General features: G+C 68.0%; 15 protein-coding genes. 1 reads left to right on the top strand and 14 read right to left on the bottom strand.

The window, feature by feature from the left end:
• Nucleotides 1-408: 408 nt before the first annotated feature.
• From OCL97_RS05770 to OCL97_RS05720, 11 genes are read right to left on the bottom strand one after another with little or no spacing between them, the layout of a single operon-like run.
• Nucleotides 409-1038: a molybdenum cofactor guanylyltransferase gene (locus tag OCL97_RS05770; protein WP_377368410.1), complete on the bottom strand. Its 630-nt coding sequence runs from the start codon at nucleotides 1036-1038 to the stop codon at nucleotides 409-411.
• Entirely contained in the window at nucleotides 1035-1700 is a 666-nt protein-coding gene (locus OCL97_RS05765; RefSeq protein WP_305761437.1) for a carbonic anhydrase, read from the bottom strand. Before OCL97_RS05765 ends, OCL97_RS05770 begins: the two co-directional genes overlap by 4 nt.
• Nucleotides 1697-2245: a hemerythrin domain-containing protein gene (locus OCL97_RS05760; protein ID WP_377368408.1), complete on the bottom strand. Its 549-nt coding sequence runs from the start codon at nucleotides 2243-2245 to the stop codon at nucleotides 1697-1699. The genes OCL97_RS05765 and OCL97_RS05760 overlap by 4 nt, the downstream gene beginning before the upstream one ends.
• Nucleotides 2246-2268: 23 nt before the next feature.
• Nucleotides 2269-3456: a hypothetical protein gene (locus OCL97_RS05755; RefSeq protein WP_377368406.1), complete on the bottom strand. Its 1188-nt coding sequence runs from the start codon at nucleotides 3454-3456 to the stop codon at nucleotides 2269-2271.
• 3 nt (nucleotides 3457-3459) lie between these two features.
• On the bottom strand, nucleotides 3460-4584 hold the full coding sequence (locus OCL97_RS05750) for a peptidylprolyl isomerase (protein ID WP_377368404.1): 1125 nt from the start codon (nucleotides 4582-4584) through the stop codon (nucleotides 3460-3462).
• A gap of 5 nt (nucleotides 4585-4589) precedes the next feature.
• On the bottom strand, nucleotides 4590-5393 hold the full coding sequence (gene narI, locus OCL97_RS05745; RefSeq protein ID WP_305336897.1) for a respiratory nitrate reductase subunit gamma: 804 nt from the start codon (nucleotides 5391-5393) through the stop codon (nucleotides 4590-4592).
• A 13-nt stretch (nucleotides 5394-5406) separates the two neighbouring features.
• The gene (narJ, locus tag OCL97_RS05740) at nucleotides 5407-6114 is read right to left on the bottom strand and encodes a nitrate reductase molybdenum cofactor assembly chaperone (RefSeq protein ID WP_377368401.1); all 708 of its coding nucleotides are present in this window, start codon (nucleotides 6112-6114) and stop codon (nucleotides 5407-5409) included.
• Nucleotides 6115-6117: 3 nt separating this feature from the next.
• On the bottom strand, nucleotides 6118-7641 hold the full coding sequence (gene narH, locus OCL97_RS05735; protein ID WP_377368399.1) for a nitrate reductase subunit beta: 1524 nt from the start codon (nucleotides 7639-7641) through the stop codon (nucleotides 6118-6120).
• On the bottom strand, nucleotides 7638-11369 hold the full coding sequence (locus OCL97_RS05730) for a nitrate reductase subunit alpha (protein ID WP_377368397.1): 3732 nt from the start codon (nucleotides 11367-11369) through the stop codon (nucleotides 7638-7640). The genes narH and OCL97_RS05730 overlap by 4 nt, the downstream gene beginning before the upstream one ends.
• Nucleotides 11366-12790 (bottom strand): MFS transporter, encoded by a 1425-nt coding sequence (locus tag OCL97_RS05725; RefSeq protein WP_377368395.1) that lies wholly within the window; start codon nucleotides 12788-12790, stop codon nucleotides 11366-11368. Before OCL97_RS05725 ends, OCL97_RS05730 begins: the two co-directional genes overlap by 4 nt.
• On the bottom strand, nucleotides 12790-14184 hold the full coding sequence (locus tag OCL97_RS05720) for an MFS transporter (protein ID WP_377368393.1): 1395 nt from the start codon (nucleotides 14182-14184) through the stop codon (nucleotides 12790-12792). Before OCL97_RS05720 ends, OCL97_RS05725 begins: the two co-directional genes overlap by 1 nt.
• Before the next feature lie 313 nt (nucleotides 14185-14497).
• Here OCL97_RS05720 and ftrB point away from each other — a divergent pair, with 313 nt between their 5' ends.
• Nucleotides 14498-15256: a transcriptional activator FtrB gene (ftrB, locus tag OCL97_RS05715; RefSeq protein ID WP_377368440.1), complete on the top strand. Its 759-nt coding sequence runs from the start codon at nucleotides 14498-14500 to the stop codon at nucleotides 15254-15256.
• Here ftrB and moaA read toward each other — a convergent pair.
• The 3 genes from moaA to OCL97_RS05700 all read right to left on the bottom strand — a co-directional run bounded on the left by moaA (nucleotide 15253) and on the right by OCL97_RS05700 (nucleotide 19912).
• Complete coding sequence (gene moaA / locus OCL97_RS05710; protein WP_377368391.1) at nucleotides 15253-16236, bottom strand: GTP 3',8-cyclase MoaA; 984 nt, start codon at nucleotides 16234-16236, stop codon at nucleotides 15253-15255. The genes ftrB and moaA overlap by 4 nt on opposite strands.
• A gap of 196 nt (nucleotides 16237-16432) precedes the next feature.
• A complete protein-coding gene (locus OCL97_RS05705) occupies nucleotides 16433-17626 on the bottom strand; it encodes an NnrS family protein (protein WP_304777327.1) in 1194 nt (397 codons plus the stop codon).
• An 87-nt stretch (nucleotides 17627-17713) separates the two neighbouring features.
• Nucleotides 17714-19912: an adenosylcobalamin-dependent ribonucleoside-diphosphate reductase gene (locus OCL97_RS05700; protein ID WP_377368389.1), complete on the bottom strand. Its 2199-nt coding sequence runs from the start codon at nucleotides 19910-19912 to the stop codon at nucleotides 17714-17716.
• Nucleotides 19913-20094 lie beyond the last annotated feature (182 nt).

Genomic DNA, 20094 nt, shown 5'->3' with positions numbered 1-20094 from the left:
AGATGGCTGAGATTCAGCCCCCCCTGCGTACCGCCGCCGAACACAGTCACGAAGCCCTCCGCCCAGGCCTGCGAGCTGGCGGCGAGGGGCGAGGCCGCAGGGGCTCATCGAGAGCAGGCGTGCTCGCTCACGTATCGGCGCTATCTTAGGCGCGAGGTCGCCGGCGACTGGATTTCGACCAAATTCGACGCGCGGAACAATCGTCCGACTTTCGACCCCCAGGACCCTATTCTCCGAGGCCCGGCGCGAACCACTCGGACCCGGAGACCAGTCGCCGCCGACTGGCTCTACGACCAATTCTTCCCTCGCTGCCCCGGGCGGATTTTCCCGCGCCCAATTGGCCGGAGACGTCCGCCGGTTCGGCGGGTTGCGGCGCGCGCGCGTCTGGCGCTCCGAAGAGCCACCAACCTACCCCAACAGGTCCAGTGGCCGGCCCATCAAGGCCTGGTCGGAGACCACGGCGGACGGCTGGCAGGCCGCCAGGTCTTCCAACGTATTGAGGTTCAGGAACGGGTCGGCGGCCGGGGTGTCCCAGGCCACCTCCCGAAGCCCCACATGCTCGGCGAAGCCGCGCAGGGAGGAGCGGCCGGTGGTCAGATAAGCCTCCAGCCGATCCCGCGACCCGACGCGCCAGAGACCGCAGATCGGATGCAGGCGGCCTCCGCTGGTGGGAAGCACCGCGCCGACCTCCGGCGCCAGGGCCCCGGCCAGGCGGTCGCTGAGATCGGGCGGCAGGTAGGGCATGTCGCAAGCCAGGGTCTGGACCCAGGTGGCGCCGCAGCGGCGTCCGAAGTCCAGGGCCGAGGCCAGACCCGCCAGCGGCCCGCCGATCTCGGGCGGATCGAACAGCAGCGGGATCTCCGCCCCCTGCCCCGCCTGGCCCGCCTCCCGCACGGCGACGGCGACCTGGGAGGCGTAGCCGCCGGCCAGCTCGATGGCCCGGAACAGCAGCGGCCGGCCGCCCCAGGCGCGCAGGGGCTTGCCGCCCCCCATCCGGCGGCCTTCGCCTCCGGCCAGCACGACGGCGACGCCGGTCATGCCCTTGTCCTCGCGGGCTTGCGGCGCGGGTCGCTCGCGGCCGGCGCGCCGATCATGGCGCGAGCCTGGTGCAGGTCGCAGACGGTGGTCTCCAGGTCCCGCAGGAGGCCGTCATGGATGGAATAGATCCAGCCGTGCAGCGCGAGGGGCTGGCCCCGGCGCCAGGCGTCATGGACGAGGGGGTTGCCGGCCAGGCCACCGACCTGCTCGACGACATTGCGCTCGCACAGGTGGTTCAGCCGGGTCTCGACGTCGAGGATGGCGTCCAGTTCCTCGGCATGACGCCAGAACAGGCTACGCACCGGCTGCAGCCAGTTGTCCACCAGGCCGTGGCGCTCGCCGCTGACGGCCGTCCGCACGCCGCCGCAGCCATAATGGCCGCAGACCACGACGTGCCGCACCTTGAGAACCTCGAGAGCGTACTGCAGCACCGACAGGAAATTGGCGTCCTGGGCCGGCGCCAGATTGGCCAGGTTGCGGTGCACGAAGAGTTCGCCAGGCGCCAGGCCGGTCAGATCATGCGCCGGCAGATGGCTATCAGCGCAACCGATCCACAGGTAGTCCGGCGCCTCCTGGGCCGCCAGGTCGGTAAAGAAGTTCCGGTCGTCCCGAGCCCTGGCCGCCGCCCAGGCGAGGTTGCGACGGAAGACTCCCTGGGTCACGCGTCCGGCTCGTGGAGGATGCGCCCGCGGCGCGCGGCCAGCCGCCGCCCCAGGGTCGCCAGGTCCTCGGCGTCCAGCCGCAGCCGGGCGATGGGCAGGATGACGGCGTTCTCCAGGCCCAGGTGTCGGCGCTCCTGGCTGGCGAACTCCGAGAGAATCCTGCGGCGAGCCAGATCGAGGCCCGGGGCGGTCTCCTTCAGCAGGCAGGCCTTGAGCAGGTCGCTCACCTGAGCAGCCTTGGTCATGTCGGCCCGGTGCTCCGCCGAGAGCATGCCCAGCACCCGCTCGACCTCGTCCTCCGGCAGGCAGCGTCGGCGCAGGAGGGGGAAGAAATCCTCTTCCTCATCGATCACATGCAGGGCGAGGTCGTGGCTCAGGAAGGCGACCACCTTGGCGATCTTGTCGCCGTCGAACACCGTGGTCGCGCAAACTTCGTCGATCATCTGGCAGAGCTGCCGGTGGCGGTAGTGCTCGGCGAAGAACCAGTCGAGGGGCTCGGCCAGGAGCTCGATCGGGACCTCCTCGATTTCGGTCGTTTGTTTCACCACCGCCTCCTCTCGACCTTGGGTCAGAGCTTGAATTCCAGCGTCAGCCAGATCTTCGTCCGATCGGGGAAGGCGGGCCGGTCGCCCTGGAAGGCCGCAACCTTCAGCTCGGCGCCCAGCTTCGCGGTCAGGGGCATGGACACCGAGGCGTCGAACTCTCGACCCAGGTCCGCGCCGCCGCCGGCGTCGTCAAATTGGTGAAGGCTCGCCTGGATCTTCAGCGGCTTGCCGTGCGGGCCCTTGAGCACCGAACTGCCGGTAAGGCTCAGGTCCCGCACGCCATTGGCGGGGGTGGTGAGGAAGACGTCAGCCCAGCCCTGATAGGCGTGCAGGGTGGCCAGCGGCGTCGAGAAGCCGCGCCGGCCGTCGCCGTCCAGTTGCTCGAAGCCGAGCGCCACGGCGTTGGTCTTGGTCTTCAGCCCGGCCGAGAGCGCGATGTAGTCGAGGTCGAAGCTGGTGGGGCTGTTGCGATAGTCGGTCTGGCGGGCGTACTCGGCCTCATAGGTGGCGCTGAGGCCCGCGTTCAGCGGCCGCGAGCCGGTAAGCCTCGCGCCCCAGGTGGCGCTCGACTGGGTGGGCGCATTGGCGAAGTCCAGCAGGTATCCATAGGCCGAGACCTGGCCGAGGCTGGTCTTGGCGTCCAGCTGCGCCAGGTGGGAGTCGCTGCGCCAGTTTCCCTGCGGATGGTCCTCGCCGAAGATCCGGTGGACCTTGTCGATATAGGCGTAGGTCACGCTGACCTTGGGAGATGGCCGGTAGACCAGCTTTGCCGCGTCGAAGGTCTGCTCGTTCTGGCGGAAGCCGACATTGCCCACGAAGCGGGCGTTGTTGAGGATCAGCCGCTGGCGTCCGATCACCGCCTCGCCCTGCGTCCCCGTCCAGGAGACCTGGGCTCGGTTCAGCTCGGTGGTCTCGGGATCGGTCACCAGGGGATAGGCGGTCTTGCCATTGGTGCTGCTGTTGTAGCGGTCGGAGAGCGCGGTGACGTTCTCCCCCTCCACCAGGGCTTTGAAGCCGTGGAAGGCCGGGGTCTCGTAGCCCAGTCGGGTGCGCAGGGTGACCGCCTGGGCGTCCTTGGAGAAGCCGTCCTGGGACACGGTCTCGTACCGCAGGCGGGATTCCAGGATCAGGCCCTTGGGCGCTTCGGCCGCGCAGGCCAAGGATGGAACGGCCAGGGACGCGAGGCCCAGGAGGCCGGGAAGAAGGCGCATGACTCAGACTCTCCGAACGATGGTGTAGGTGCGGGCCTTGGGCGTCAGCTTGGCCCTCAGCAGTGACGCCATGGCGGCGATGGCGGGGTCCTTGGCGCCTTGGGCGGCCGAGATCAGATGGGTCCAGCTCTCGTCGCCGGCGTTGTCGACGAAGTGGGCCACGGCGCGGCGCACGAAGCCGGTGACGTCGAGCTTGTCGGCCAGGGCCGCGGCCCTCACGCGGTCAGCCAGCTCCGGGTCGGTGGCGTCGAGCCAGGCCTCGAGCTCGTCGGCCGAGCCCCCCTGGGACAGCAATTCGCCCAGCGACAGGGAGCCGGTGGCGAACCGGCCGTCGCGGCTGAGGCTGAAGGCCACGCCCTGGGCGCGGGCTCGGTCGGCCAGGTCGGAGACGTAGCGGGTCGCCGCGGCGGTCCAGGCGCGGCTCTCCAGGTGAAGCGCGATCTTGTCCTCCACATAGTCGAAGGGCAGCTCTCGCCCCTCGATCCGCCGCTCGAGCTTCAGGATGTGCCAGCCGAAGCGCGAGGCGACCGGGCGGGGGAAAATGTCCCCGGCCTGCAGGCCGCCCAGCGCGCGCTCGATCTCCCCCACCACGTCGCCGGGACCCAGTTGGCCGAGAGAGCCGCCGATCTTGCCCGAGGGACAGTCCGACAGGGTCTTGGCCAGATGGGCGAACTGTGACGGCTGCGCCAGGCAGCGGTCCAGTATGCCCTGGGCGGTCCTGCGCGCCTGTTCCAAGGCCTCGGCGTCGTCGCCCTTCGGCTCGATGAGGATATGGGCCGCCTCCAGCAGGGCCGGACTGGTGAAACGGGCGCGTTGGGTGTCATAGACCCGGCGGCGCTCGACCTGGCTGGGGGATTCGATGTCGATCTCCGCGTCGAGGACGGCTCGGATCAAGGCTTCCTCGTTGGTCTCCTCGCGCCCGGCCTCGTCCTTGATGGGCTGGGGCGTCAGGCCGAGCTCGTCGGCCCGGTGCAGCAGCAGGGCCTTGACGGCCAGCGCCTTGCCGGCGGCGGCGCGGGCTTCGCCGGCCGACAGGCTGGGATGGTTCTGCACCTCCTCGGCGATGAGGAACTCGGGAATCTCGACCCCTTCGACGACGATGGTGGCGGTCGCGGCTGCGGCGGTCATGGCGGCTACTCCGCGGGCTTGAAGGGCGCGGGTCGGACCGCGGCGGTTTTCGCACTGAGGGGGATGGGCTGCACGCCGGGTCTGGTCGGATAGACCGGAGCAGCGTTGTCGCGGCGGTGCGGCAGCGGACGCCTCGTCCGCACCAGCTGCCAGCCCCGGCGGTTGAGGTACCAGACCGGCGCCGAGAGCATGTGCACCAGGCGGGTGAACGGGAAAACCAGCAGGATGGTCATGCCCAGCACCAGGTGCGCCTTGAAGATCGGGTGCACATCGGCGACGTGGTCGGCGACGTTGGGCTGGAAGGCGAAGACCCCCTGGGCCCAGCTCATGAACTTCAGCATCTCCCCGCCGTCGAGGTGGCCCAGGGACAGCGGGATGGTGGCCAGGCCCAGGCAGAGCTGGACCATCAGGATGATCAGGATGGCGGTATCGCCGAAGCTGGAATTGTGGCGGATCCGCGGGTCGAACAGGCGCCGGTGCAGCAGCAGCAGGCCGCCGGCCAGGCACAGGATCCCGGCGATGCCGCCGGCGACGATGGCCAGGATCTGCTTGGCGCCGTGGGGCACGCCCAGGGCGTCGAACACCCAGATGGGGGTCAGAAGGCCGACGAAGTGGCCGCCGAAGATGACCAGAACGCCGACGTGGAACAGGACCGATCCCAGGACCAGCTGCTTGCGCCGCAGGAGCTGCGAGGAGCCGGAGCGCCAGGTGTATTGTTCACGGTCGAAGCGGATGACCGACCCCAGCACCAGGACCGCGAGGGCGATGTAGGGATAGACGCCGAACAGGATTTGATTGAGCAGTTGCATCGCAAGGGGCTCCTCAGGCCGGCGCGCCGGCGCGACGTGAGGCGCGCGGCGGTTCGGCGGTCATGGCCTCGACCAGGGCGCTGGCCTTGGGGCAGTCGGAGTCGGACGGGCCGAAGGTGACGGCGGTCTCGGCCCAGGCCTTGTCGAGGGCCTCCAGGTCGTTGGGGTTCTCCTCGGGCTCGCGGAGCAGAGCCGCCAGGACGCCCGGATCGGCCTGGGTGTCGGCCAGGCGGGCCAGGGCCCCGAACACCGCGCGGTAGGCGCTCCCGCGGGTCTTGAGCCGCTCCCCCATGGCCTCCAGCACGTGGCTCGCCTCGCCCAGCAGGGACGCGGCCTGGCGGTCGGACAGGGTCGAGAGGAATTCCAGGAACACCGGCAGGAAGTCCGGCAGCTCGTTGGCCGCCAAGTCGAGGCCCTGCGCCCGATAGAGCTCCAGCAGGGCCACCATGGCCTCGCCGCGGTCGCGGCTCTCGCCGTGCACGTGCTCATAGAGGTTGAGGGACAGCGACCGGGTGCGGTCGAAGAGCTCGGTGTAGCGCTCCTGCAGGTCGTAGATGTCGTCCCCGGTGATCTCGGCGGCCAGCTTGCGCAGGGCCTGGACCAGGGGTTTGCTCAGCATGGCCTCGGCCTCGATCACGGCCACGGCCTCGGGCGCGAAGGCCTGCAGCTCGCGGTTGGGATAGGTGAGCAGCAGCGCGAGCGCCTTGTAGGTGCGGGCCATGTCTCAGACCTCCATGGGGGTTTTGGCGCGCGAGCGCTTGTTGGGACCAAACAGGCCCAGCTCCGTGCGGCCGCCCGAGCAGCCGTTGCCGAAGGAGAAGCCGCAGCCGCCGCGCATGTCGTAGGCGTCCTCGGCGGTCTCGCGGTGAGCCGACGGGATGACGAAGCGGTCCTCGTAGTTGGCGATCGCCAGGTAGCGGTACATGGAGTCGATCTCCGCCGCCGTCAGGCCGACCCGTTCGGCCAGTGCGTGGTCGATGACCCCCTCCACCGTCTTGGCCCGCATGTAGCCGCGCATGGCCAGCATGCGTTCCAGGGCCAGCTGGACCGGCGCCTCCTTGCCGGCGGTGAGCAGGTTGGCGAGGTACTTGATCGGGATCCGCAGCGAGTGGACGTCGGGCATGTCGCCGTCCATCTCCAGGGCGCCCGCCGCCACCGCCGACTGGATCGGCGAGAGGGGCGGCACGTACCAGACCATGGGCAGGGTCCGGTATTCCGGGTGCAGCGGGAAGGCGATCTTCCAGTCGATGGCCATCTTGTAGACCGGGCTCTTGCGGGCCGCGTCCAGCCAGGCCTCCGGCACGCCGTCGGCGCGCGCCTGGGCGATCACCGCCGGATCGCTGGGATCCAGGAAGACGTCGAGCTGGGCCTGGTAGAGGTCCTGCTCGTCGGGGGTCGAGGCCGCGGCCTCGATGCGGTCGGCGTCATAGAGCAGGACACCGAGATAACGGATGCGCCCGACGCAGGTTTCCGAGCACACGGTCGGCTGGCCGACCTCGATGCGCGGGAAACAGAAGGTGCACTTCTCCGACTTTCCGGATTCCCAGTTGTAGTAGATCTTCTTGTACGGGCAGGCCGAGACGCACATCCGCCAGCCGCGGCACTTGTCCTGATCGATCAGGACGATGCCGTCCTCCTCGCGCTTGTAGATGGCGCCCGAGGGACAGGCGGCGACGCAGGTGGGATTCAGGCAGTGCTCGCACAGCCTGGGCAGGTACATCATGAAGGTGTTTTCGAAGGCCCCGTAGATCTCCTTCTCGACGCCTTCGAAGTTGTAGTCGGCCGATCGCTTGGAGAACTCGCCGCCGAGGATCTCCTCCCAGTTGGGACCGCGCTCGATCTTCTCCATCCGCTGGCCGGTGATCTTCGACCGCGGCCGGGCGGTGGGGAACGCCTTCATCTCCGGCGCCGTCTGCAGGTGGGCGTAGTCGAAGTCGAAGGGCTCGTAGTAGTCGTCGATCTCCGGCAGGTCGGGGTTGGCGAAGATCTTCGCCAGGATCCGCCACTTGGCCCCCATCTTCGGCTCGATCTTGCCGTTGGCCTTGCGGGTCCAGCCGCCGTTCCAGCGCTTCTGGTTCTCCCAGTCGCGAGGGAAGCCGACGCCGGGCTTGGTCTCGACGTTGTTGAACCAGGCGTATTCAACGCCCTCCCGGTTGGTCCAGACGTTCTTGCAGGTGACCGAGCAGGTGTGACACCCGATGCACTTGTCGAGATTCAGCACCATGCCGATTTGCGCGCGAACCTTCATTGAGCGAAATCCTTGGCGTTGAGGGGTTCTTCCAACCAGTCGACCTTGGTCATCTTGCGCAGCACCACGAACTCGTCGCGGTTGGAGCCGACCGTGCCGTAGTAGTTGAAGCCGTAGGCGAGCTGGGCGTAGCCGCCGATCATGTGGGTCGGCTTGAGGACCGTGCGGGTCACCGAATTGTGGATGCCGCCGCGCTTGCCGGTGATCTGGGACCCCGGCGTGTTCACGATCTTTTCCTGGGCGTGATACATGAAGGTGGTGCCTTCACGGATCCGCTGGGAGACCACCACCCGGGCGGTGAGCGCCCCGTTGGCGTTGAAGGCCTCCACCCAGTCGTTGTCCACCAGACCGACCTTCTTGGCGTCGGTTTCGGACACCCAGATGACGGGACCGCCCCGATTGAGGGTCAGCATCATCAGGTTGTCGGAGTAGGTGGAGTGGATGCCCCACTTCTGGTGGGGGGTGATGAAGTTGAGGACGATCTCCTTCTCGCCATTGGGCTTCTGACCCATGACGTAGGTGGTCTTCAGATCGATCGGCGGACGGTAGACGCAGAGCGCCTCCCCGAAGGCCCGCATCCACAGGTGATCCTGATAGAGCTGCTGGCGGCCGGTCAGGGTCCGCCACGGGATCAGCTCGTGGACGTTGGTGTAGCCGGCCGTGTAGCAGACCTTCTCACTCTCGATGCCCGACCAGGTCGGCGAGGTGATGATCTTGCGCGGCTGGGCCAGCAGGTCGCGGAAGCGGATCTTCTCGTCTTCCTTGGGCACGGCCAGGTGGGTGTGCTCGCGGCCGGTCTGCTTTTCGAGGGCTTCCCAGGCCTTGACCGCCACCTCGCCGTTGGTCTCCGGCGCCAGCATCAGGATGGTCTCACAGGCGTCGATGTCGGTCTCGATCCGCGCCAGGCCCTGGGTCTGACCCTCCTCCAGCACCGCGCCGTTCAGGGCCGTCAGCAGGTCGACCTCGTGGTCTGTCTTCCAGCTGATTCCCTTGCCTCCGTTGCCGGTGGCCTTGAGCAACGGGCCAAGGGCGGTGAAGCGCTTGTAGGTGTTGGGATAGTCCCGCTCGACCACGGTGATCTGCGGCATGGTCTTGCCGGGGATCGCCTCGCACTCGCCCTTGGACCAGTCCCTCACGTCGAAGGGCTGGGCCAGTTCGGCGGCGCTGTCGTGCTGGATGGGGGTGAGGACGACGTCCTGCTCGACCCCCAGGACCTCCGGGGAGACCTCGGAGAAGCTCTTGGCGATCGCCTTGAAGATCTCCCAGTCCGACTTCGACTCCCAGGCCGGATCCACGGCCGCGCTGAGCGGGTGGATGAAGGGGTGCATGTCGGAGGTGTTGAGGTCGTTCTTCTCGTACCAGGTGGCGGTCGGCAGAACGATGTCGGAGTAGACGGCCGTCGTGGACATCCGGAAGTCGAGGGTGACCAGCAGGTCGAGTTTTCCCTCCGGCGCCTTGTCATGCCAGGCGACGTCGTTGGGCTTGCGCCGACCGTCCTCGCCCAGGTTCTTGCCCTGGACGCCGTGAGAGGCGCCCAGCAGGTGCTTGAGGAAGTACTCGTGGCCCTTGCCCGAGGAGCCCAGCAGATTGGAGCGCCAGATGAACATGTTGCGCGGCCAGTTGGCGGGATCATCGGGGTCCATGCAGGACATCTTCAGATCGCCGCTCTTGAGCTGGGCCAGCGCGTAGGCCTTGGGGTCCTGCCCCGCCGCGGCGGCGGCCTTGGCCACCTCCAGCGGGTTGGTCTGCAGGGCGGGCGCCGAGGGCAACCAGCCCAGACGCTCGGCCTTGGCGTTGAAGTCGATCATCGCCCCGTCCCACACGCCTTCCGGCGCGGTGGGCGAGAGGATCTCGCTCATCTCCACCGTCTCGTACCGCCACTGGTCGGAGTGGGCGTAGAAGAAGGAGGTGGAGTTCTGCTGACGGGGCGGCTTGACCCAATCGGTGGCGAAGGCCAGCGGGGCCCAGCCGGTCTGCGGCCGCAGCTTTTCCTGGCCGACATAGTGGGCCCAGCCGCCGCCGGACTGACCGACGCAACCGCACATGACCAGCATGTTGATGGCCGCGCGGTAGTTCATGTCCATGTGGAACCAGTGGTTCATGGCCGCGCCGATGATCACCATCGACTTGCCGTTGGTCTTCTCGGCATTGCCGGCGAAGCCGCGGGCCACAGCGATGATCTGGTCCTTCGGCACCGAGGTGATCGCCTCGGCCCAGGCCGGGGAATAGGGCTCCACCTCGTCATAGCTGGCCGGCATGTGGTCGCCGCCGAAGCCCTGATCGACGCCGTAGTTGGCCAGGAACAGGTCATAGACGCAGGCCACCAGGGTCTCGCCCTCGGGCAGCATCATGCGCTTGACCGGCACATTTCGGACCAGGACGTCCGGGTGATCGGTCATGGCGAAGCCGTTGGTGGCCGCCCCGCCGAAATAGGGGAAGCGCACCGCGGCGACCTCGTCATGGACGCCCTTCAGGCCCAGACGCAGGGTGGTCTCGCGGCCGGCCCCATCCTTCTCTTCCAGGTTCCACTTGCCGTTCTCGCCCCAGCGGAAGCCGATGGAGCCGTTGGGGACGATCACCTCGCCGGTGGTCTCATCCAGGGCGACGGTCTTCCAGTCGGGGTTGTTGGTCTCGCCCAGGGCCTGGTCGAACTCAGCCGCGCGCAGCAGGCGCTCGGGCACATAGGCGCCGTCCTGCGGGACCAGGCGCACCAGCATCGGCAGGTCGGAATACTTCCGCAGATAGTCGCGGAAGTAGGGCACCTGCCTGTCGATGTGGAATTCCTTGAGGATCACGTGACCGAAGGCCATGCCGAGCGCGGCGTCGGTCCCCTGTTTCACGGGCAGCCACAGGTCGGAGAACTTGGAGGCCTCCGAATAGTCGGGACAGATCACCACCGACTTGGCACCGCGGTAGCGGGCCTCGGTGTAGAAGTGGGCGTCCGGGGTGCGGGTCTGCGGGACGTTGGAGCCCCAGAGGATCATGAATCCGGAATTGAACCAGTCGGCGCTCTCGGCCACGTCGGTCTGCTCGCCCCAGGTCTGGGGCGAGGCCGGCGGCAGGTCGCAGTACCAGTCGTAGAAGGAGCCACAGACACCGCCCAGCAGCTGCAGGTAGCGGGCGCCGGCGGCGTAGGAGACCATGGACATGGCCGGGATCGGCGAGAAGCCGAAGATGCGGTCGGGACCCCATTCCTTGACGGTGTAGGCGTTGGCTGCGGCGATGATCTCGGTGACCTCGTCCCAGGTCGCCCGGATGAAGCCCCCTGCCCCACGCATGGTGACGTAGGAGGCGCGCTGGGTCGGGTCCTTCTGGATCGAGGCCCAGGCTGCCACCGGGCTGAGGGTGGCCCGCGCCGCGCGCCAGAGCTTGAGCAGGCGCGAGCGGATCAGCGGGTACTTCACCCGGTTGGCGGAATAGAGGTACCAGCTGTAGCTGGCGCCCCGGGCGCAGCCCCGCGGCTCATGATTGGGCAGCTCGGGCCGGGTCCGCGGATAGTCGGTCTGCTGGGTCTCCCAGGTGACGATCCCGCCCTTGACGTAGATCTTCCAGGAGCAGGAGCCGGTGCAGTTCACGCCGTGCGTGGAGCGGACGACCTTGTCGTGTTGCCAGCGGCGCCGGTAGGCCTCCTCCCACTGGCGGTCCTCGTCGGTGAGGACGCCGTGGCCATCGGAGAACAGCTCGGTTTTCCGAGCGAAGAAGGTCAGGCGATCAAGGGTATGGCTCATGCCACGATTTCCATCTTCGAGGAGGATTGGGGTGCGTGCAGCAGCGAGCTCTTGCGGGCGTAGAAGAGCCAGTTCACCGCGACGCAGCTGAGATAGAAGGCCAGGAAGACCAGCAGCGCTGAGCTCGGCCCGCCGGTGGCCTTCATCGCATTGCCGAAGGCCAGCGGGATGAAGAAGCCGCCGAAGGCGCCGATCGCCGAGCTGAACCCGACAATGGCCGCCGACTCCATTTCAGCAGCCTTCAGGCGTGCGGCAGGATCGGCCTGCGGCAGCAGCCTGGGCATGTCGGCCCGCACGATCGCGGGGATCATCTGGAAGGTCGAGGCGTTGCCGACCCCGGTCCAGAAGAACAGCCACATGAAGCTGGCGAAGAAGATCGGGAAGGATGGCGCCGCGCCAAAGCCGCCGACACTGTACATCACCGAGAGCACGCCCAGCGCCAGGGCGATGAACACCCAGTGCGTGACGTGGTGGCCCCCGAACTTGTCGGAGACCCAGCCGGTGAGCGCCCGAGAGGCCGCCCCGACCAGCGGGCCGAGGAAGACCAGCTGCATGGCTTGGACATCAGGGAACAGGGTCTTCATCAGGAGCGGAAAGGCCGCCGAGAAGCCGATGAACGAGCCGAAGGTGCCGATGTAGAGCCAGCAGATCACCCAGTTATGCTTGCGCTTGAACACCACCGACTGTTCGGCGAAGGAGGCCCGCGCAGCGGCGATATCGTTCATGCCGAACCAGGCCATGCTGCCGGCGATGAGAATGAAGGGGACCCAGACGAAGCCGGCGTTCTGCAGCCAGATCGTGCTCGACACGCCCTTTTCCACGACGGTCTGGGGCGCGCCCACCAGGGGCAAGAACATCCCGACCCCGATCACCACCGGCACCAGGAACTGCATGACGCTCACGCCAAGGTTCCCGAACCCGGCGTTGAGGGCCAGCGCATTGCCCTTTTGGCTCTTCGGGAAGAAGAAACCGATGTTGGCCATCGAGGACGCGAAGTTGCCGCCCCCCAGGCCGCAGAGCAGGGCCAGGACCACGAACACTTCATAGGGCGTGGTGGGATCCTGCACGGCCAGGCCGATGCCGATCGCCGGAAGCAGCAGCGAAAGGGTGGTGAGCGTCGTCCACAGCCGGCCGCCGAGGATCGGGACCATGAAGGTGTAGAAGATCCGCAAGGTGGCGCCCGAGAGGGCGGGCAGCGCAGTGAGCCAGAAGAGCTGCTCGGTGGTGAACTTGAAGCCGACGAGCTTCAGCTTGGCCACCACCATCGACCACACCATCCAGACCGAGAAGGCCAGGAGCAGGTTGGGAATCGAAATCCACAGATTCCGGCTGGCGATCGCCTTGCCCGATCCCGACCAGAAGGCCGGGTCCTCGGGACGCCAGTCGGTCAGGACATGGCGGGCAGGTTTGCGGGAAGCCATCAAGGCGCTCCTCTTGTTGCTGGGGTCGCCGCGCGAGCGCGGGCGGACGCGCCGGAGACCGGGCGCGGCTGAAGGTCGGCGTGCAGGGCCGCCATCTCGGGAAGTTCGGGCAGGTCGCCCAGCTGCGGGGCGTCGGCATGCTCCATCCGGCGGATGGCGAAGTGCATCCAGATCAGGGCGCTGGCCACCAGGACGAACAACAGCATGAAACAGCTGGTCCAGACCCCGGTCAGGTCGTTCAGGGCTCCGAAGGCGATGGGCAGGACAAAGCCGCCCAAGCCGCCCACCATGCCCACCAGACCGCCCACCGAGCCGATGGTGTCGGGGTAGTAGACCGGGATGTGCTTGTAGACCGCGGCCTTGCCCAGGCTCATGGCGAAGCCGAGGCAGAACAGCAGGACGATGAAGGGAACGAGCCCCGTGGCCAGCCGGAAGGCGATCGGCCCATGGACCCCGTCCACCACGTAGCTGGTGGGGGGATAGGACAGCAGGAAGGTGGCCACCACGCTGATGCCGAAGGTGATGTACATCACCTTGCGCGCGCCGATCTTGTCGGAGAGCCAGCCGCCGAACACCCGGAACAAGGACCCAGGGATCGAATAGGCCGCCGCCAGCATGCCCGCCGTGCGGATGTCCAGGTGATAGACCCCCACCAGATAGTGGGGCAGCCACAAAGCCAGGGCCACGAAGGCGCCGAAGACGAAGAAGTAGTAGAGGGCGAAGCGCCAGACCTGCAGCTTCTTGAGCGGCGCGAACTGCATCGCCGCGGCGACGGGCTTGGCGCCGGTCCGGCGGCGTTCCACCAGTTCCGGATCATCGCGGGTCAGCAGGAAGTAGATGACGGCGATCACCGCCAGCGCCGCGGCCCAGACCTGAGCGACGGTCTGCCAGCCATAGGCGATCATCACGAAGGGGGCGGCGAACTTGGTGACCGCCGCGCCGACATTGCCGGCGCCGAAGATGCCCAGGGCCGTGCCCTGCTTTGTCTTCGGGAAGAATTTGGAGACATAGGCCACGCCGACGGCGAAGGACCCTCCCGCCATGCCGACCCCAAGCGCCGCCAGCAGGAATTGCGGATAGGTCTGGGCATGGGAGAGCAGGAAGGTGGCGAGCGCCGCCGACAGCATCACCACCAGGTTCACCACCCGGCCGCCGTACTGATCGGCCCAGATCCCCAGGAAGACCCGGACCAGGGATCCGGTGAGGATCGGCGTTCCGGCGAGCAGCCCGAACTGGGCCTCAGTGAGGCCGAGGTTCTGCTTAATCTGCACCCCGATGATCGAGAAGATCGTCCACACCGCGAAACAGGCGGTGAAGGAGAAGGTGCTCATCCAGAGCGCCATGCCTGCGCCGGGCGCGGTCTGGGTGGCGGGCGGTGTGATGGCGACGGTCAACTTGTCCCCCGACTTCTCTGTGGCGGGGCCAAGCGCCCTCGCGTCGATCACTGCTATGACGAGGGCGCGGAGGGATTGGATTGATGATGATCAAATTCAGGCGTGGATGTTGCAATATTCGAGGCGGTCTGAAGCGAATATTGGCCTCGATTTACACTTTCAACACCTGCGATTACTTTTATTGGCTCGGTCAATTGATGATCATCAAGCCGCTCGACGGCCCGCGGCGCTTTAGCCGCACTTGATCCACATCAAGGCTCGACTCGTTGAGCGGCGCGATTGATGGGCGACCTAGGAGACCGAGCCCATGTCTATGCGAGTGGTGGATGTCGAGCGCGTGAGGGGCTTGCCCCTGTTCTGCGGCGTCTCGGAGGAAACCTTCGGCGCAGTGACCGCCGGCGCCTTCCTGCAGAAATTCCCGGCCGGCACCACCCTCCTCCATGAAGGCGATCCGGTGGACTTTCTCTATGTCCTGCTGGACGGCCTGGTGGAGCTGGAGGGCACCTGGAACGACAAGGAGACCACCTTGGCCGTGCTCCGGCCGGTCTCCACATTCATCTTCGCCGCTGTCGCCCTCGACGCCGACGCGCTCATGAGCGCGCGCACGGTGGAGCGGTCTGACATCCTGATGCTGTCTGGCGAGGCCCTGCGCCGGGCCATGCAGACAGACCCCCGCTTCAGCTACGCCGCCACCCTTGAGTTGGCCGGTTGCTATCGCGGCCTGGTGCGATCGCTGAAGAACCAGAAGCTGCGCGGCGGCGCCGAACGCCTGGCCAACTACCTGATCACCCAAAGGGTGCGTCAGGGCGGAGCCGAGACCTTCACCCTGCCCCACGAGAAGCGCCTGCTGGCCTCCCTGCTGGGCATGACCCCCGAGAATCTGTCGCGGGCCTTCGCCACCCTCACCGGCTACGGCGTCGTGATCAACGGCCCCGAGGTGACCATCGCCCGCCCGGTGGTCCTGGAGCGCCTGGCCAAGCCCGATCCGCTGATCGACAATCACCAGCCCCCCAGCGGCACCCCCATCGGCCAGGCCGAGCAGGAATTGTGGCCCGCCAGCCGCGCGGGCTAGCCGCCGAACTGGGCCAGGTTGCGAGTGTCCCCGGCCTGTCCGCGGGCCAGCTCATGGCCGCTGGCCTTGCCCGTCAGGGCCTGGGCGATCCGCGCCGCCAACAGATTCGAAGCCTCCGCCTCGCCCGTCAGCAGGTCGCGCAGGTTGACACCCCCTTGGCCGAAAAGGCACAGGCGCAGCAGCCCCTGAGCCGTGACCCGCAGGCGGTTGCAGCCGTCGCAGAACCCGGCGCCATAGGGGGCGATCAATCCGATGCGTCCGGCGAAGTCTGGATGCTCATACTCCGTCTCCGGGCCATCGTCTGAGGCCCGGGGGCGAGGGCTCCAGCCCTCCTGGCCCAGCCACGTCTTCAGGCGCTCGCCGCTCACATGCTGGTCAGTGAAATAGGCGGCGTTGTCGGCCGTGCGCATCAGTTCGATGAAGCGGACCGCCACGGGCCGGCGGCGGACGAACTCCGCGAACTCGGCGAAACCGTTCTCCAGGCTGTCGCGCAGCAGGACCGCGTTCACCTTCACCGTCGGGACGCCGATGGCCAACGCCTGATCGAGGCCCGCCACCACCTGATGGAGGCGATCGTGGCCGGTGAGGCGGGTGAAGCCGTCCCGGTCGAGAGTATCGATGGAGACATTGAGGTTGGTCAGGCCCGCGGCGCGCCAGTCCGCCACGTGGCGGTGGAGGTTCCAGCCGTTGGTGGTCATGGCCACCTTGGCGATTCCGGGAACCTCGGCGACCCGGGCGATGATCTGGCCGATGTCCTTGCGCACCGTCGGCTCTCCGCCGGTCAGTCGGACCTTCTCGATGCCCAGTCGCTGGAAGGTGGAGACCAGGGCGCCGATCTCGTCGACGCCCAGGAAGGCCGGCCCGGCGGTCTTTCTGTAGCCGTCGGGCAGACAGTAGGTGCAGCGGAAGTTGCAGACTTCCGTCACTGAAAGTCGCAGGTAGCGGAAACGGCGACCGAACCCGTCGATCAGTCGGTCCATGGGACAGGTTCCTCGCGGGACAGAAGAGGCGCCGGTCTCCCGGCGCCCCAAGACCCGGCGGGTCGCCGGTGTCGATGTCACCCGAGCCGACGCCGATGGGAGGATGGCGTCGCACATGGTGGGCGGATCGAGGGTGAGCCTAGAGGGACCAGGCCCGTCTGGGTATGATGGCTGAGGGGCCGAGCCTTGACTTCGGTTAAGCCGGCAGAGGCCGGCCCCGCCACTGAGCCGGCCAGCCCAGCAGCATCGGCCCGTAGGCCAGGGCGAAACCGCCGTAGGCGGCGCTCCACAGGACACCAGAGGTCGCCAGCAGAACCTCGCTCCCCGCCCCGCCGAAGCCGGCCCAGACCCTCACCACGGCCGCTGCGTTGACCAGAAGATAGATGACGAGCGTCCAGCCGTCGGCCGTCCGGGGCCGGCCGCTGTGGCCCCGGGTGGCCCGGGTCATCATGGCCAGCGTCATGACCCCGACGGCCCCGGCCGTGAGGGCGTGGACCCCCGCGGTGCGCGGAAACATGTCGGGCGCCAGGATGGTGAGGCCCATCAGCATCAGCCCGACGCCCAGCCAGGCGTAGCCAAGGTGGAGGCTCCAGACCAGGGGCTCGATCAGGGTCCGCAGGCCCTGCCAGCGCGCCAGGCGGGCAAGGGCCGCGACGCCCGAGACAGTCAGCAGGGCGCCGGACAGCGGGGCGTCGGGGACCGCCACCCAGGCGACGGCGGCCAGGCCCGTGAGGATCAGGGCGGCCATGTCCGCACGGTCACTGGGGGCGGGCAGCGGGCCGGGCGCGCGCTGCATCAGCCAGTTGCGGGTGAAGCTGGGGGTGACCCGGCCGCCGATCAGGGCGATCAGCAGGGCGATGGCGCCGAGCGCGGCCCGCTGGCCGGCGGCCTCTGGCGCCAGGGCCCCAAGGTGGAAGGCGATATTGGCGCAGGCGAGCACTGTGACCAGGCCGCAGACGGCAAGGTTGCGCCAGTTGCGCCCCGCCAGGACCTCGCGCCAGATCACACCGGCGAACACCACCAGGAAGGCGCTGTCGATGACGCTGGCCCAGACCCCGAGCTGGGCAGCCGCCAACATCGCCAAGCGTCCCACCAGCCACAGGGCCGCCAGAGCCGCGAGCGGCGTTCCCATCACGGGCAAGCGGCCGGTCCAGTTGGGCACGGCGGTGAGCAGGAAGCCGGCGACGATGCCGCCCAGCACGCCGAACAGCATCTCGTGGATGTGCCACTCGCGGGTGAGCGCCGCCCACGGCAGGTAGCCGGTGAAGGACAGCAGCCAGAGGGGAACGGCCAGGGCGGCCCAGATGGCGGCGGCGAGGAAGAAGGGGCGGAAGCCGTAGCTGAACAGCTTGGGCCCCCGGTAGGCGCGCCGATCAGCGGCGGTGGCCATGACGGACTCCGGTCGTCTAGAGGACGGGGCTTCCTTCTAGCCCCGCCCCGCCCCGCGGCCCTTGTCGGACATCAATCGCCGACCCTTTCATGAGCATTTGGAGTAGCCGCAGCCAAAGCAAGTGTCGCAGCCCTCCTTGCGGACCAGCTCGAACCCACCGCACTGGGGACAGCAGGCCTTGGCCTCGGCGTGGGCCGCGTGCCCGACGTGGGCGGGCGCGGCGACCGCCTCGATCCTCAGGTGCCGCTCGATCACCCCGCCGATAGCCGCCGGCAACGACGGCACGTAGCGCCCATCGATCCAGCCGCCGCCGCTGGGATCGAACACCGCCTTCAGCTCGTCGGCCACGAAGGCCACGTCGCCGCCCCGGCGGAAGACCGCCGAGATCATCCGCGTGAGACCCAGGGTCCAGGCGTAGTGCTCCATGTTCTTGGAATTGACGAAGATCTCGAAGGGCCGCGGCCCCTCACCTGTGTCGGCGTCGTTGATGGTCACATAGACCGCATGCGCGCTCTGCGGCCATTTGATCTTGTAGGTGGCGCCCTCAAGGACGTCCGGGCGGGGCGACAGCTTCGGCTCGGGCTTCACGTCGGGGACCACCGACAAAACCGAGCCGGTCACGGCGTTGGGCCGGTAGGTCGTCAGGCCCTTGCAGCCCAGGCGGTAGCCTTCCAGGTAGATGTCGGAGAAGTCGGCGAAGGCGATGCCTTCGGGGCAGTTCACGGTCTTGGAGATCGAGCTGTCGATGCAGGCCTGGGCGGCGGCCTGCATGCGCAGGTGGTCGGCAGGGGTGAGATCCTGGGCGCTTACGAACAGCTCCGCCGGCGGCGGCGTGTCGCCCTTCAGCCCGCGCCAGACGGCCAGGGCATAGTCCTCCACCTGCTCGTCGCGCGAGGTCCCGTCGGCTTGGCGGACCTTGCGGGTATAGGCGTAGGCGAAGACGGGCTCGACGCCGGAGGAGACGTTGCCGGCCAGCAGCGAGGTGGTGCCGGTGGGCGCGATGGAGGTCAGGCAGCCGTTGCGCAGGCCATGCTCGGCGATCATGGCCCGGGTCTCTGCATCCAGGCTCAGCAGGTTCGGTCGCTCCAGGATCTGAGGATCGTAGAGCGGGAAGCTGCCCTTCTCGGCGGCAAGCGCCGCCGAGGCGCGATAGGCCTCGCGCTTGATCACCTGCAGCCAGCGCTGGGTCAGGGTCACGGCCTCATCCCCGCCGTAGCGGGCGCCGCAGAACAGCAGGGCGTCGGCCAGGCCGGTGACGCCGATGCCGATCCGCCGCTTGGCCCTTGCCTCCGCCGCCTGGGCCTCCAGCGGAAAGCGCGAGATGTCGATGACATTGTCCAGCATGCGGACCGCCGTGCGGGTCAGTCCGGCCAGCCGCGCCTCGTCCAGGACCGCGCCGTCGGAGAACGGCGCCTCCACCAGCCGGGCCAGGTTGAGCGATCCGAGCAAGCAGGCCCCATAGGCCGGCAGCATCTGCTCGCCGCAGGGATTGCTGGCCAGGATCTCCTCGCAATAGGCCAGGTTGTTGTTGGCGTTGACCCGATCGATGAAGATCACCCCGGGCTCGGCCGCGTCATAGGTGGCGGTCATCAGCCGCGCCCACAGGTCGGCCGCGCGCACATTGCGGTGGACCTTGCCATCGAACACCAGCGGCCACTCCCCATCCGCCGCCAGGGCCTGCATGAAGGCGTCGCTCACCAGCACCGAGAGGTTGAAGTTGCGCAGGCGTCCGGGTTCGCGCTTGGCGTCGATGAAGGCCTCGATGTCTGGGTGGTCGATGCGCAGGCAACCCATCATCGCCCCCCGCCGCTGACCGGCCGACAGGATGGTGCGGCACATGGAGTCCCAGACATCCATGAAGCTGAGCGGTCCCGAGGCGTCGGCCCCGACACCGCGGACCAGGGCGCCGTTGGGTCGCACAGTGGAGAAGTCCATGCCGACCCCACCGCCTTGCTGCAGGGTGACGGCGGCCTCGCGGACATGCTCGAAGATGGCGCCCAGGTCGTCCGGAATCTCTCCCATGACGAAGCAGTTGAACAGGGTGACCGAGCGCTGCGTGCCGGCGCCGGCCAGGATGCGGCCGGCGGGCAGGAAGCGGCAGTCGGTGAGCGCGTCCATCACCTCGGCGCGGAAGGCTTCACGACGGTCGGGCGCCTCGGGCTCGCTCACCGCGCGGGCGACGCGGGCCCAGGTCTCGGCGAGACTGGCGTCCCCGCCTCCGCCGGCCGGGGCGAAGCGGTACTTGCTGGACCAGATTTCTCCGGCGAAGGGATTGTCGAAGGCCATGGTGGTCTCTCTGCGTGGGAGAACGAGGCTGTCCGATTCCCTGCGGCGTACGGCGCGCGCGATGGGTGTCGCAGCCCGCCAAATCAGCCAGGCGGCCACTTGGCCAAGATCAAGCCGGAGTCAGGCCCGGCTCAAGGCGCGGGGAACGCCGGCGGTCTAGTCTGTCCTCATTGAGGAGGCCG

This window comes from Phenylobacterium ferrooxidans, from assembly GCF_042714595.1.
In the GTDB taxonomy this organism is placed as follows: domain Bacteria; phylum Pseudomonadota; class Alphaproteobacteria; order Caulobacterales; family Caulobacteraceae; genus Phenylobacterium; species Phenylobacterium ferrooxidans.
The sequence above is the reverse complement of the archived record's forward strand: the minus strand, read 5'-3'. Positions and strand labels throughout refer to the sequence as shown.

What these genes read in the sequence shown, in the direction of transcription:
- OCL97_RS05770 (WP_377368410.1), bottom strand. Translation starts at nt 1,038, where the DNA reads ATGACCGGCGTCGCCGTCGTGCTGGCCGGAGGCGAAGGCCGCCGGATG.
- OCL97_RS05755 (WP_377368406.1), bottom strand. Translation starts at nt 3,456, where the DNA reads ATGCGCCTTCTTCCCGGCCTCCTGGGCCTCGCGTCCCTGGCCGTTCCA.
- OCL97_RS05750 (WP_377368404.1), bottom strand. Translation starts at nt 4,584, where the DNA reads ATGACCGCCGCAGCCGCGACCGCCACCATCGTCGTCGAAGGGGTCGAG.
- narI (WP_305336897.1), bottom strand. Translation starts at nt 5,393, where the DNA reads ATGCAACTGCTCAATCAAATCCTGTTCGGCGTCTATCCCTACATCGCC.
- narJ (WP_377368401.1), bottom strand. Translation starts at nt 6,114, where the DNA reads ATGGCCCGCACCTACAAGGCGCTCGCGCTGCTGCTCACCTATCCCAAC.
- narH (WP_377368399.1), bottom strand. Translation starts at nt 7,641, where the DNA reads ATGAAGGTTCGCGCGCAAATCGGCATGGTGCTGAATCTCGACAAGTGC.
- OCL97_RS05730 (WP_377368397.1), bottom strand. Translation starts at nt 11,369, where the DNA reads ATGAGCCATACCCTTGATCGCCTGACCTTCTTCGCTCGGAAAACCGAG.
- OCL97_RS05725 (WP_377368395.1), bottom strand. Translation starts at nt 12,790, where the DNA reads ATGGCTTCCCGCAAACCTGCCCGCCATGTCCTGACCGACTGGCGTCCC.
- ftrB (WP_377368440.1), top strand. Translation starts at nt 14,498, where the DNA reads ATGCGAGTGGTGGATGTCGAGCGCGTGAGGGGCTTGCCCCTGTTCTGC.
- moaA (WP_377368391.1), bottom strand. Translation starts at nt 16,236, where the DNA reads ATGGACCGACTGATCGACGGGTTCGGTCGCCGTTTCCGCTACCTGCGA.
- OCL97_RS05705 (WP_304777327.1), bottom strand. Translation starts at nt 17,626, where the DNA reads ATGGCCACCGCCGCTGATCGGCGCGCCTACCGGGGGCCCAAGCTGTTC.
- OCL97_RS05700 (WP_377368389.1), bottom strand. Translation starts at nt 19,912, where the DNA reads ATGGCCTTCGACAATCCCTTCGCCGGAGAAATCTGGTCCAGCAAGTAC.